The sequence below is a fragment of the Clostridioides sp. ZZV15-6383 genome (genome assembly GCF_020657735.1).
Taxonomy (GTDB): Bacteria; Bacillota; Clostridia; order Peptostreptococcales; family Peptostreptococcaceae; genus Clostridioides; species Clostridioides difficile_D.
The window spans coordinates 1-15,020 of record NZ_JAGWCV010000031.1; the positions used below are offsets into that span (position 1 = coordinate 1).

A 15,020-nucleotide genomic window follows, 5' to 3' on the forward strand; every position below is an offset into this window, starting at 1 on the left:
ATGGATTTGTCCTAGTTGTAATGAAACTCACGATAGAGATATAAATGCAAGTATAAATATATTAAAAGAAGGATTAAGACTAATAACAATTCAAAATAAATAACTTATGTAAGAACCGTAGGAACTATGGGGATAGCCTGTGGAGAATTAGTAAGACATATTTTAGTATGCAAAATTCTATGAAGCAGGAACCCTGTGACTTTAGTCATGGGAGGTTCAGGATAGATTAATAAGAATTAGTGGTACAGGTCTGTATAAATCAAAGATAAATGAAAGCGTTGTTACAGAAGGATTTATTTACGACAATGTTATACAGACAGGTCAAGAATTAGTCGTATTGGATATATGTGATAATCAGCTTTGTATAGAATGTTCCCATTACATGAAATGCCTAAATAAAGTAATAATAGCAGTTCCAATAAAGTATAATAATCGAACTATAGGAGTAATTGGTGCTATTAGCACAGATAAAACTAAAAAAGTAGAAATAAGTGCAAAAATAGATAATTATTTAAAATTTGTCAATCATATATGCGATTTAATTTCTATGAAGATAGAAGAGCATGAAGCATCAAAAAATAGCAGTAGAAAAATGAATATGATGATAGAAATCATTGAAAATGTTGAAAAAGGCGTTATAATACTAGACATAAATAGCAAAATATCTTATATAAACAATATAGCTCTAAAAAAATTAGATATAGAGAAAGATATAATAGAAAATATAGTAAATATAGTATCTGTTGAATCTTCCTCAAATGGACATGAATTACTAGAAATTGATATTGATAACAAGATTTATAATATAAATGCCAAAATAATTCCTGTATATCCATATATAAATCAATACGACAAGATAATCATATTTGACAAGACATATATCAATCATAAAGGACATGGAAAAGTGAATAGTGGCTGGGGAAATAGTGATATAGAGTCCATAATTGGAAATTCAGAAGCAATGTTAAAAGTAAAAGAGAGAACTAAGAAATTAGCAAAATCAAATTCAACTGTCCTAATAACTGGTGAAAGTGGTACAGGTAAAGAGTTAATTGCTAGAGCCATACATGCTGAAGGTAGTAGGTGGAACAAGCCCTTTATTGCGATAAACTGTGCTGCTATTCCAGAAAACCTTCTTGAAAGTGAGTTATTTGGCTATATAAAAGGTGCATTTAGTGGAGCTAGTAGTGGAGGTAAAGTGGGGAAATTTGAACTTGCAAATGAAGGTGTTATATTTCTTGATGAAATGGGAGATTTGTCAATGCCTTTACAAGCAAAGTTACTTAGAGTTTTACAAGAGAGAAAATTTGCGAGAATTGGGTCAAATAAACTTATAGATTTAGATATAAGAGTAATTGCTGCTACAAATAAAAATTTATTGAAATTAGTAAATGAAGGTAAGTTTAGGGATGATTTATACTATAGATTAAATGTAATTCCTATAAATTTGCCACCTCTTAGGGAAAGAAAGGATGATATTGAATCAATAATGATGAAGTTTGCTTCTAAATATTCTTTAGAATTAGGTATTCAATTGAATAAAATAGAAGAAAATGTAATGAATATGTTGATTAACTATAATTGGCCGGGAAATATAAGAGAACTAGAAAATGCAGTTGAATATATGATGAATTTGGTTGGAGATGATGGAATAATATACAAAGATATGCTTCCATTAGATATTTTGAACTATTATGATATTAATGGAAATGGCCATAAAGATAAAAATATAGATATAACATTTGAAAGCGATATAGTTGAAGGGATAGTAGAGAACCAAGAAAAGATACTTTCAATTAAAGAATTAGAGTTGACTTACATAAACAAGTTGTTGAATAAGTATGGAAGAGATACAAAGACAAAGAAGAAAATAGCAAAAGACTTAGGTATAGGTCTGGCTACATTATATAGAAAGTTGGAAGAAGAACAGCAGTAATATAATAGAACATCAAAATGATAAGTATTTATATATTTCTTTGGACTGATATACTAACTAGAGTAGATATTCTTATGAATTTCAAAATAGGGCAGGATGAAAAAGGAAATAAATCTATAAAAAATATAAAGTACTTCTATAAATTTATAGAGTTTATACATAAGAAGGTTATAGCCATACATTTATAGAAAGTAAAAATAGTAATATATCTGACAAAACAATAGACATATAAAGAATAAGAGCATAATAAAGGAAAAATTAAAATAAAGAAACGGTTTCTCGAATTGATAATTCTCGTATTGATAAAAATTTCCCAATATGAGAATTTTTTCTTTTATAAATCTTATTTTTCACATTCAAAATTTATAAAATTTAAAGAAATTTTATAAAAGTATGTAATTCCAACATAAAAAAATTGTTTTTAGAATAAATAATATTGGCATAGTAATTGCTTTACTATAAAGACACAAAGATAAAAAATTAATAATGACATCGAAAAATTTGAAAGGGGAATATAAAATAAATGAGAGAAATAAAATGGAAATTAAATAACTTACCTAAATCAGAGGAAAAAGAAAAAGGGATTGAATTTTTAAGAGATGAAGAAATTGCAAAGGCTAAAGCTTTCCATGAGAGCTTTCCACAATATGAAAAGACTCCTTTAGTTAAATTAGATAACTTAGCAAAATCACTAGGAGTAAGCGGAATATATGTAAAAGACGAATCTTATAGATTTGGATTAAACGCATTTAAAGTTTTAGGTGGTTCTTATTCTATGGGTAGATACCTAGCTCAAAGATTAGATACAGATATATCTGAGTTAGGATATGATAAATTAACTTCAAAAGAAATAAAAGAAAAATTAGGAGAAATAACTTTCTTTACAGCTACAGATGGAAATCATGGTAGAGGAGTTGCTTGGACAGCCAATAAATTAGGTCAAAAATCTGTCGTATTAATGCCAAAAGGTTCTTCTGAATTCAGATTAAATAAAATCAAAGGAGAAGGTGCAGATGCTAGTATAACAGACTTAAACTATGATGATGCAGTAAGATTAGCTAATGATTACGCAGAAGCTGATGACCACGGAGTAATGGTTCAAGATACAGCTTGGGACGGATATGAAGAAATACCAGCATGGATAATGCAAGGCTATGGAACTATGGCTAAAGAAGCAATAGAACAATTAAAAGAATATGGAGTAGACAGACCAACACACGTATTTGTGCAAGCAGGAGTTGGTTCACTTGCTGGTGCAGTTCAAGGATATGTTGCTTCAATATATGATGAATGCCCAATAACAGTAGTAGTAGAAGCTGATGAAGCTGATTGTTACTATAAATCAGCAGAAGCAGGAGATGGAAAACCAAGATTTGTTGGAGGAGATATGCCAACTATAATGGCAGGTCTTGCTTGTGGAGAGCCAAACACTATAGGGTTTGAAGTGTTAAAAAATTATTCATCAGCATTCGTTTCAGCACCAGACTGGGTATCTGCTAAAGGTATGAGAATACTAGGAAATCCTCTAAGAGGAGATGAGAAAGTAATCTCTGGAGAATCTGGAGCAGTTACAACTGGAGCATTAGTTTCAATACTTGAAAGTGAAGATTTAAAAGATTTAAGAGAAGCTTTAAAACTAGATGAGAACTCTAAAGTATTATTAATAAGTACAGAAGGAGATACTGACCCTGACAAATATAAAGATATAGTTTGGAATGGTGAGTGCCAAAGTAAATAAAAGACTTAAGTAAAATAAAAACTTAATAAGTAAAATAAAAACTTAAGCAAATGAAAAACTCAAAATAAAAACCAAATAAAACTAAACAAAATTAAAATAAAGTCTAAATAAAAGTTTAATAAATAAAATATAAAGAAGTAAAAAATCAATAGATTAAGTGAAATATGAATAAATTAAAAAAGTGAAATATCAAAGTAAAACATCAACAAATTAAAAATTATATGGGGGAATATCAAAATGTTAAATGAAATAAGAAAAAAACAATTAACTGAAGTATGCCAAGATTTAATAAGAAATGCTAGTTATTCAGGTCAAGAAGAAAATGTAGTAAAAGCAATAGAAGAGAATTTTGCTTTACTAGGTTTTGATAGCTGGTCAAGAGATAGATATGGAAATATAGTAGGATGTATAAAAGGAAACAAACCAGGTAAAAAAATATTATTTGATGGACATATAGACACAGTTCCAGTTCCAGATGCAAGTAAGTGGAGTGTTCCTCCTTTTGAAGCAAGAATAGTAGATGGAAAAATATATGGTAGAGGAACTTCTGATATGAAGGGGCAAGTAAGTGCTATGATGGCAGCTGTTTCATACTTTGCAGAAGATACTAACAAAGACTTTGAAGGTGAATTATATGTAGCAGGTGTTGTTCACGAAGAAATATTTGAAGGAGTTTCAGCTAGAGAAATAAGTAAGGCTGTTCAACCTGATTATGTTGTAATAGGTGAATCTTCAGAATTAAACTTGAAGATTGGTCAAAGAGGTAGAGGGGAAATAGTAGTAGAAACTTTTGGTAAACCAGCTCACTCTGCTAATCCAGAAAAAGGTGTAAATGCAGTTTATAAAATGGCTAATGTAATCCAAAAGATACAACAATTAGTACCTCCAACTCACCCAGTTTTAGGTGATGGAATACTAGTTTTAACAGATATAAAATCTTCTCCATATCCAGGAGCTTCAGTAGTACCAGATTACTGTAAAGCTACTTTTGACAGAAGATTATTAGTTGGAGAAACAAGAGAAGGAGTATTAGCTCCAATACAAGCATTATTAGATGAAATGATGAAAGAAGACCCAGAATTAACTGCAAAAGTTTCTTATGCAGTTGAAAAAGCTGACTGTTATACAGGAAATACTATAGAAAGTGAAAGATTCTTCCCAGGTTGGTTATACGATGAAGAGGATGAATTTGTTCAAGCAGCATATAAAGGATTAAAAGAAGCTGGAATAGATTCAGAAATAACTCAATACTCATTCTGTACAAACGGAAGCCACTATGCAGGTGAGGCTGGAATAAGAACTATAGGATTTGGTCCTTCTAAAGAAAATCTTGCTCATACAATAGATGAGTATATAGAATTAGACCAATTGTTTAAAGGTGCAGAAGGATATTATGGTATATTAAAATCAGTTTATAAAAAATAATTAGGAGATGGTTTTGTGAGAACTTTAATAAAACATGGGCTTATAGTAGATGGAAGTAAAGCACCAGCATATGAAGGCGATATTTTAATAGAAAACGAGAAAATATTAAAAATATCACAGGATTTAAATGAAGAAGCTGACAAAGTTATAGATGCAAAAGGTAGAGTTATATGTCCAGGTTTCATAGATACTCATAGCCATTCAGACCTAGTGATTTTAGTTAATCCATATAATGAGGTAAAGATTAGACAGGGAATTACAACAGAAGTGTTGGGCCAAGATGGGATATCTATGGCCCCTCTACCTCAAGAACATATATCTTCTTGGAGAAAAAATTTAGCAGGCCTAGATGGTGAAAGTGATGAAATTGATTGGAAATATGAAACAACAGAGAATTATTTGAAAATGATGGATGACAATGGGGTAGGTTTAAATGAAACTTATTTAGTACCTCATGGAAACGTTAGAATGGAAGCAATGGGACTTGAAGATAGACCTGCTACTAAAGAAGAAATTCAAAAAATGTGTGAAATTACAGAGAGAGAGCTAAAAGCAGGAGCTATAGGATTGTCTACTGGACTTATATATATACCTTGTGCATACTCGTTGACAGAAGAAATTATAGAGATGTGTAAGGTTGTAGCAAAATATGATGGAGTATTTGTAGTTCACCAAAGAAGTGAAGCAGATACAATATTAACATCAATGGAAGAAATCATAGAAATTGGAAAACAATCAGGAGTAAAAGTTCATTTTTCACACTTTAAGGTTTGTGGTAAATCAAATTGGAAGTATATACCTCAAGTTATAGAGCTTTTAGAAAAAGCAGAAAAAGAAGGTATAAGAGTATCTTTTGACCAATATCCATATGCAGCAGGAAGTACAATGCTTGGAGTAGTTTTACCTCCTTGGGCACATTCTGGAGGAACTGATAAATTAATAGAAAGATTAAGTGATGAAAACGAAAGAGCAAAAATGAAAAAAGACATAGCAAATGGAATAGAAGGTTGGGATAATTTTATAGAGTTTGCTGGAATAGACCAAATATTTGTAACAAGCGTAAAAACAGAAAAGAATAAAGATACAATTGGTAAGAGCTTATTAGAAATTGGAAAAATGAGAGGAAAAGACCCATTAGATGCAACGTTTGATTTACTAAAAGAAGAAGAAAATGCAGTTGGAATGGTAGATTTCTATGGATTAGAAGAGCATATAATAGGATTCATGAAAAGAGATGAGCAAAATGTATGTACAGATGGTCTTTTAGCAGGTAAACCACACCCAAGAGCTTATGGTTCTTTCCCTAAAATACTAGGAAGATATGTTAGAGAGTTAAATGTACTAACAATTGAAGAAGCTGTTTATAAAATGACTAAAAAGGCAGCTACAAGCTTTAGTATAAAAGACAGAGGCGAGTTAAAAGAAGGATATTTTGCAGATATAGTTATATTTGACAAGGATACAGTTAGTGGATGTGATGATTTTATCGACTCTATGCAGTATCCTACAGGTATAGATTATGTAATTATAAATGGAAATTGTGTTGTTGAAGAAGGAAAATACAATAAAATTAAAGCAGGAAAAGTACTTAAAAATTAAATCTTAGCTTTAAGGAGGAATAAATTTATGATTTTAGTGGGGAATGGGAGGCTAATAAGCCAAGATTCTTTAAATCCCTATATGGAAGATGGATGTGTAGTAATAAATGATAATCTAATTGAAGATATAGGTACTACAGAGGAAATGAAAGCGAAATATCCAGTACATGAATTTATAGATGCAGGCAAGAAAATAATCATGCCTGGTCTAATAAATTCACATATGCATATATACAGCTCATTTGCTAGAGGAATGGCAGTTCCAGGAAAACCTTCTGAGAATTTTTTAGAAATATTAAACAATTTATGGTGGAGACTTGATAAACAGCTTACACTAGAAGATACAAAATACAGTGCATATGCAACTTATATAGAATGTATAAAAAATGGTGTAACAACAGTTTATGACCATCATGCAAGTCCAAATGCAATTGAAGGAAGTTTGTTTACAATATCAGATGTTGCAAAGGATTTGGGAATTAGAACATGCCTTTGTTATGAGGTATCTGATAGAGATGGTGGAGATACAATACAACAAGGTATCAATGAAAACGTAAACTTTATAAAATATGCTCAAAAAGATGATACAGACATGATAAAAGGAATGTTTGGTCTTCATGCTGCGTTTACGTTGTCTGATGACACATTAAATAAATGTGCTTCAGAAATGGCTGGTCTTGATACAGGCTACCATGTACATGTTGCTGAAGGGTTAGCAGACCTACAATATAATGTAGATAAATATGGAAAAAGGGTTTTAGAAAGATTCGATGATTTTGGTGTACTAAAAGAAAAAACAATAGCAGTTCATTGTATATATATAAGTACAGATGAAATCAGTCTTTTAAATAAAACAAATACATTTGTAGTTCACAATCCAGAATCTAATATGGGAAATGCAGTTGGATGTTCTCCTGCAATAGAGCTACTAAAAAGAGGTGTTACAGTAGGTCTAGGGACTGATGGATATACTAGTGATATGTTTGAATCATTAAAAGTTGCCAATATAATTCACAAACATCACTTAAGTGACCCAAGAGTTGGATTTGAAGAATCACAAACAATGTTATTTGATAACAATAGAAAAATAGCAAAGGCTTATTTTAAAAATGACTTAGGAGTACTTAAAAAAGGTGCTTATGCAGATGTTATAGTAGTTGATTATATACCGCACACTCCATTGACAGAAAACACAATAGGGGGACACACTATATTTGGAATAAGTGGAAGAAGTGTAGACACAACTATTATAAACGGAAAAGTACTTATGAAAGATAGAAAGTTAGTAAACATAGATGAAGAAAGTATTCTAGCTAAAAGCAGAGAATTGAGTCAAAATCTATGGAATAGAATCTAAATAATTGATATTAACATACAAGTAAGAAACGAGAATTTAGATGTTAAAAACAGAGCTTAGACAAAAGTAGAATTTAAATGAAGTATATAGATAAAAAATATATGGAATAGAATATTAAATTAAATATAGAAGGGAGACCCAAAATGTCTCAAGATAAAAGCCCTAAAATAGCTCCAGTAGATGAAAGATTACCTGTATCTAAATCTTGGGTATTTTCACTACAGCACGTTTTGGCAATGTGTGCAGGAGCAGTAGCAGTTCCTATGATGATAGGAAGTGCTGCACGACTAGATCATGCTAGTATTGTTTTTTTAATAAATGCTTGCTTGTTTATGGCAGGTATAGGAACACTCATACAAAGTGTTGGTATAGGAAATATTGTAGGTGCTAAAATACCAGTAATAGAAGGAACTAGTTTTGCCGCTGTGGCAGGTATGACAGCAATAGCCTCATCATATAGTGATTCTCAAGTTGCAATACAAACAGTGTTTGGCTCCGTAATAGTAGCTGGATTGTTTTGTATACTACTTGCTCCAGTATTTGAAAAACTAATAAGATTTTTCCCTAGTGTAGTTACTGGAACAGTTGTTATGGTAATAGGTATTTCACTATTTCCAGTTGGGATAAAGTGGATAACTGACAATAAATTGGAAGCGGTTGAACCAAATTCATTAGCATTAGCTTTAGCAGTATTGGCAATAACTTTACTTTCATTTAAATTCTTAAAAGGAATTTGGAATAGTACAGCTATATTGGTAGGTATAGTACTTGGTACGCTACTTTCCATGGCAGTTGGAATGGCAGATTTTAGTGCAGTAAATGGAGTTGGTTGGCTTAGTTTAAATGTACCTTTAAAATTTGGAATGCCTAGATTTGAACTATCTGCAATACTGTCACTGTGTTTGATTATGTTGGTACTTATGACAGAGTCAGTTGGTAATATGATAGCTATCCATGAAATGGTAGACAAAGAAGTAACAGGTAAAAATATTAAAAGAGGTCTATTTGGAGATGGAATATCTACAGCTTTATCTGGAATATTCAATTCATTTCCAATAACTCCATTTGGTCAAAATACAGGAATAGTAGGTCTTACAGGTATAAAATCAAGATTTATAGCAGTTTATGCAGGGGTCATATTACTAGTACTTGGTTTCTTACCAAAATTTGCAGCAATAATAGGAGCAATACCTAAGCCTGTTCTTGGAGGCGTAGGATTTGCAATGTTTGGAATGGTAATGGTTGGAGGAGTAAAAACTTTAAGTAAAGTAAAATTTGACGGAACTAAAAATGGGGTTATAGTAGCAGTTAGTGTTGGTTTGTCTATGATACCACTAACAAATCCTGATTTCTATCATAATTTTCCAACTTGGGTACAAACAATATTCCATAGTGGAATAACAACAGGTAGTTTATCAGCAGTAATTTTAAATATATTCTTCAATGAACTAGGTTCTAAAAAAGAAAAAAATAATAAAGTTGAAGAAGCAAAGTAAAAATGAGAAAGTAAATAAAGAACAAATACAAATAAAAGAATACAGTCTAAATATTAAAAATATTTAATTTAAGGGAGAGATAATAATATGGCTAATTTAAAAGTTAATTTATATGGAATGGAATTCTTAAATCCAATTATGACAGCAGCAGGTCCTGGAGCAAAAGATGGTGCTCTCTGTCAAGATGCAGCAAAAGGTGGAGCAGGAGCTATATGTACAAAAACTATATCTGTATTACCAGCAGATGTACCAAGACCATGTATGGCAAAAACTAATAGTGGTTTCTTAAATACAGAATTATGGTCAGAGCTTCCAAAAGAGCAATGGATAGAGGAAGAATACAAAAAAGTAAAAGAAACAGGTCTTCCAGTAATAGTAAGTATGGGATATTCAGCAGAGCAAATAGCTGAAGTTGCTCCTTTAGTAAAACCTTATGCAGATGCAGTTGAATTATCTACTCATTATGTAGGTACAGATGTTGCACCAATAGTAAATGCCTTAAAAGCTGCAAAAGCCGTTTTAGATGTACCAGTATTTATGAAAATGAGTCCTCATACTGATATTCAAACTATTGCAAAAGCTGTTGAAGAGGCAGGTGCAGATGGCCTTGTAATGATAAACTCATTTGGACCATGTATGGCAATAGATGTAAATACAGGATACCCTATAATGGGAAGTAAAGCTGGATACGGATGGTTATCAGGTGCTCCAATAAGACCTCTAGCAATAAGATGTATATATGAAGCTTCTCAAGTTGTAAATATACCAATAATCGGTGTTGGTGGAATTACTTGTGGAAAAGATGTAGCTGAAATGATGATGGCTGGAGCAAGTGCTGTTCAAGTATGTACAGAAGCAATTCTTAAAGGACCTTCTATCTATGGAAAAATGGCTAAAGAGTTAAATGAATTCTTAGATGAAAATGGATATGCTGATGTTAATGAAATAAAAGGATTAACTCATAAGAAAATGGCAGCTAGAGGATTTAGAACTCATTCAGTAGCTCCAGTTGTAGATGATAATAAGTGTATCAAATGTAAGCAATGTGTAACAAGCTGTGTGTATGAAGCCTTAGAAGTTACAGATAAATTAAATATAGATGCAGATAAGTGTTTTGGATGTGGATTATGTGTAACTAGATGTCCAAAAGGAGCTTTAAGTATTTGCTACAATCAAGTAGAAGCTGTAAGTGAATAATATTATATAGAAATTTAATAATTAACTTAGAGTAATAGATATATTAGGATAATAAAATATATTAGATAAGCAAGTATTATATTTTAATAATACAACATGAAGTTAATAATTTTATTACGTTGATTTAACTAAACATTAGTTTAACTAAATATTAATTTAATTAGATATTGGTTTAATCTAAATATAGATTTACTGTGTATAAATGCAATAGTCAAATTACTTTAAGTTAATTTCTTCAGATAAAATAAATTGATACGTTATAAGTAAGGTGGAGTCTATATGGGAATTGTTTTAAAAGGTGGGAAAGTAGTAACAAGTGAAAAAACTTACTGCGCAGATGTAAGAATAGAAGATGAAAAAATAGTCGATATAGGTATTGATATATCAAAAGAAAATGATGAAATAGTCGATGTTAGTGATTCTTATGTTATACCAGGAGGTATAGATACACACACTCATTTTGACTTAGATACAGGGGTTACTAAGACAGCAGATAACTTTGAGACAGGAACAAAAGCTGCTATAGTCGGAGGAACTACTACTATATTGGATTTTGCTACACAAGCTAAGGGATGTTCTTTAAAAGAAGGATTAGAAGAATGGCATGAAAAAGCTAGGGATAAATCCTATTTAGATTATGGCTTTCATATGGCTATAACAGACTGGAATGACTCAGTTTGTAATGAAATGGAAGATATGGTTAAAGAAGGAGTATCTTCATTTAAATTGTATATGGCATATAAAGGAAGCCTTCAAGTTGATGATGGTGTTATATTTGAAGCTTTGAGAAAAGCAGAAGAGATAGGCGGGATTATTGGATTCCATTGTGAAAATGGGGACATAATATGTGAACTTGTGGATAAGGCAAAGGCAGAAAATAATCTATCTCCAAGATATCATCAATTAACTAGACCAGCTATACTGGAGGCAGAGGCTACTTCAAGACTTATGAAGATAGCTGAAGTTGCAAACTCTAAGGTGTATGTTGTTCATCTAAGCTGTAAAGAATCCTTGGATGAGGTTATAAAAGCCAAGCAAAGAGGTGTGGATGTAATGGTTGAAACTTGTCCTCAATACCTTCTATTAAATGATGAATTATATGATTTAGATGGATTTGAAAGTGCTAAGTATGTAATGTCACCACCTCTAAGAAATAAAGAAAATAATGAAATATTATGGAATGCAATTTCAAATAATCAAATAGATACTATAGGAACAGACCATTGTTCTTTTAATTATAGGGGACAGAAGGAACTTGGAATAAACGATTTCAGTAAGATACCAAATGGTTCTCCAGGTGTAGAACATAGGATGAGTCTTTTATACACATATGGAGTATGTAAAAATAAAATATCTATTAACAAGATGGTAGAAGTAACATCAACTAATGCAGCAAAGTTATTTGGAATGTATCCTAATAAAGGAACTATAGAAATAGGTAGTGATGCAGATATATTAGTTTTAAATCCAAATAAGAAATCTAAAATAGAATCAAAAAAACAATTTCAAAATGTAGATTATACACCTTATGAAGGGTATGAAGTTGATTGTCAAATAGAACATGTTTATTTAAGAGGAAAAGAAGTAGTTAGAGAGGGAGAATTAATCTGTAATACTCCAAGTGGGAGATATATAAATAGGCGTCTAACAAAGGGGGCTAGAGAATGGTAGAATTTATATTAAATGGAAAGAAAGTTGTTGCAAAAGAAGGCAAAAAACTTTTAGACTTCCTTAGAGAAGATATGAATATAACTTCAGTTAAAAATGGATGTTCAGAAGGTGCTTGTGGAACATGTATGGTTATAATAGATGGTAAATCGACTAAAGCATGTGTATTTAAAACTGATAAATTAGCCGGGAAAAACATAACAACTATAGAAGGATTATCAGAGAGAGAAAGAGATGTTTTTGCATATTCTTTTGCTAGCCAAGGAGCTGTACAATGCGGATTTTGTATTCCAGGTATGGTAATTAGTTCAAAAGCACTTATAGACGTTAATAATAATCCTACTGAAGATGATATAAAGAAAGCTTTAAAAGGTAATATATGTAGATGCACAGGGTATGTAAAAATAATTAAGGCTGTAGATTTAGCAGCAAAGATTTTTAGAGAAGATATAGATGTACCAAAAGTAAACTGTAAAGGTCTAGTAGGTGAAAATCTTCCTAGAGTTGATGCAGTAGGTAAAACACTTGGATATTCTGAATATGTAGATGATATGAGAATTGAGGGTATGATTTATGGTTCAGCAGTTAGAGCTAAATATCCTAGAGCTTTAGTTAAAAAAATAGATGTAGAAGAAGCAAAAGCTTATCCAGGAGTTGTTGCAGTTTTAACAGCTAAAGATATTCCAGGAACTATAAAAGTAGGTCACTTAAAGAAGGATTGGGACACTTTAATACCAGAAGGTGAGATAACTAGATACTTAGGAGATGGAATAGTCTTAGTAGCAGCAGAAACTAGAGAAGCGCTAGAGGAAGCAAAAAAGCTAGTTAAGATAGATTATGAGGAATTAACACCATTAAGTACTACAGAAGATGCTCTTAGAGAGGATGCTCCAAAGATACATGAAACAGGTAATATACTTGTGAAGGAGCACTTAGTAAGAGGAGATGCTGAGGAAAAGATAAGAAATTCAAAATATGTTGTAACTAAGAGATATACTACACCTGCTACAGAACACGCATTTTTAGAGCCTGAATGTGCAGTAGCTGGTCCTTATGAAGAAGATGGAGTAATAATCTATTCAACAGACCAAGGAGTATTTGCTACTCAACATGAATGTGCAGACATGTTAGGGTTACCATATGAGAAAGTAAGAGTTATAAATAAAATGGTAGGCGGAGGCTTTGGTGGAAAAGAAGACATGAGTGTTCAACACCATGCAGCATTACTTGCATACCATACTAAGAGATTTGTAAAAGTACAGTTAACAAGAAAAGAAAGTATTATTGTTCATCCAAAACGACATGCCACAGAAATGGAATTTACGACAGCATGTGATGAAAATGGATATTTAACAGGTATGAAAGCAACAATAATATCTGATACAGGTGCATATGCCTCTCTTGGAGGACCAGTACTACAAAGATTGTGTACTCATGCAGCTGGACCATACAACTATCAAGATATTGATATAACAGGAACAGCAGTGTATACTAATAACCCTCCTGGAGGAGCATTTAGAGGTTTTGGCGTTACACAAAGTTGTTTTGCAACAGAATGTAATCTAAATTTACTTGCTGAAATGGTTGGAATATCACCTTGGGAGATAAGATATAAAAATGCAATAAGACCTGGGCAAGTTTTACCAAATGGTCAATTTGCAGATGAAGGAACAGCAATGGCAGAAACGCTAGAAGCTGTAAGAGAAGAATATGAAAATCATCCACGTGTAGGCATAGCTTGTGCAATGAAAAATAGTGGTGTTGGAGTTGGTATACCTGATGTTGGAAGATGTAGATTAGTGATAAAAGATGGAAAAGTTCATATAAGAACAAGTGCTTCTTGTATAGGTCAAGGTCTTGGTACTGTCGTGACTCAAGTAGTTTGTGAAACTACTAACTTACTTCCTGAAAATATAGTTCATGAAGTTCCAGATACTCATTTAACACCAGATTCTGGTAATACTACAGCTTCAAGACAAACAGTATTTACAGGAGAAGCTACTAAAGTTGCATCAAATAAATTAAAAGAAGCTTTAGACTCTGGCAAAACTTTACATGATTTAGAGGGAGAAGAGTTTTACGGAGAATATGCAAGTGTCACAGATAAAATGGGTTGTGATAAAGAAAATCCAGTAAGCCATGTTGCTTATGGATACGCAACACAAGTTGTAATGCTAGATGAAAATGGAAAATTGGAAAAAGTAGTAGCAGCACATGATGTTGGAAAAGCTATAAATCCAATCAGTTTAGAAGGACAGATAGAAGGTGGAGTAGTCATGGGACTTGGATATGCTTTAACTGAAGACTACCCAGTAGTTAACTCTGTTCCAATAGCTAAATTTGGTACATTAGGTTTATTTAAGTCTACAGATATACCAGAAATACAAGCTGTAATAGTTGAAAAGAACAAAGATTTATTGGCTTATGGAGCAAAAGGTGTAGGAGAAATTTGTACAGTTCCTACTGCACCAGCAGTGCAAAATGCCTATTATGTATTTGATAAAGAATTTAGAACTGAACTACCACTACAAAATACTCCATATAGTAAAAAAAAGTAACAAAAAAAAGAAATATTAAATAAAAAAATAGATGAAATTGTAAATAA

General features: G+C 31.8%; 10 protein-coding genes. All 10 read left to right on the plus strand.

The genetic code is table 11. The features are described 5' to 3' along the window. A partial coding sequence (locus KGF42_RS12075; RefSeq protein WP_021364486.1) for a zinc ribbon domain-containing protein occupies nt 1–103 on the plus strand: 103 nt, incomplete at its 5' end. Nucleotides 104–229: 126 nt separating this feature from the next. Further along, a complete protein-coding gene (locus KGF42_RS12080; RefSeq protein WP_413927019.1) occupies nt 230–1,936 on the plus strand; it encodes a sigma 54-interacting transcriptional regulator in 1,707 nt (568 codons plus the stop codon). 523 nt (nt 1,937–2,459) lie between these two features. Next, nucleotides 2,460–3,674, plus strand: a complete 1,215-nt coding sequence (gene dpaL, locus KGF42_RS12085; RefSeq protein WP_227822948.1) for a diaminopropionate ammonia-lyase — start codon at nt 2,460–2,462, stop codon at nt 3,672–3,674. A 237-nt stretch (nt 3,675–3,911) separates the two neighbouring features. Further along, complete coding sequence (locus KGF42_RS12090; protein ID WP_227822949.1) at nt 3,912–5,099, plus strand: YgeY family selenium metabolism-linked hydrolase; 1,188 nt, start codon at nt 3,912–3,914, stop codon at nt 5,097–5,099. A gap of 15 nt (nt 5,100–5,114) precedes the next feature. Beyond that, on the plus strand, nt 5,115–6,698 hold the full coding sequence (locus tag KGF42_RS12095; RefSeq protein WP_107595212.1) for a D-aminoacylase: 1,584 nt from the start codon (nt 5,115–5,117) through the stop codon (nt 6,696–6,698). A gap of 27 nt (nt 6,699–6,725) precedes the next feature. Then, nucleotides 6,726–8,054 carry a putative aminohydrolase SsnA gene (gene ssnA, locus KGF42_RS12100; RefSeq protein ID WP_227826406.1) on the plus strand — a complete coding sequence of 443 codons (1,329 nt, stop codon included), beginning with the start codon at nt 6,726–6,728 and terminating at the stop codon, nt 8,052–8,054. A gap of 143 nt (nt 8,055–8,197) precedes the next feature. After that, a complete protein-coding gene (locus tag KGF42_RS12105; protein WP_227826407.1) occupies nt 8,198–9,550 on the plus strand; it encodes a nucleobase:cation symporter-2 family protein in 1,353 nt (450 codons plus the stop codon). 87 nt (nt 9,551–9,637) lie between these two features. Then, complete coding sequence (locus tag KGF42_RS12110; RefSeq protein ID WP_227822952.1) at nt 9,638–10,747, plus strand: 4Fe-4S binding protein; 1,110 nt, start codon at nt 9,638–9,640, stop codon at nt 10,745–10,747. A gap of 279 nt (nt 10,748–11,026) precedes the next feature. Beyond that, on the plus strand, nt 11,027–12,418 hold the full coding sequence (gene hydA, locus KGF42_RS12115; protein ID WP_227826408.1) for a dihydropyrimidinase: 1,392 nt from the start codon (nt 11,027–11,029) through the stop codon (nt 12,416–12,418). Further along, nucleotides 12,412–14,973: a selenium-dependent xanthine dehydrogenase gene (gene xdh / locus KGF42_RS12120; RefSeq protein ID WP_227826409.1), complete on the plus strand. Its 2,562-nt coding sequence runs from the start codon at nt 12,412–12,414 to the stop codon at nt 14,971–14,973. The genes hydA and xdh overlap by 7 nt, the downstream gene beginning before the upstream one ends. The last annotated feature ends 47 nt before the right edge of the window (nt 14,974–15,020 follow it).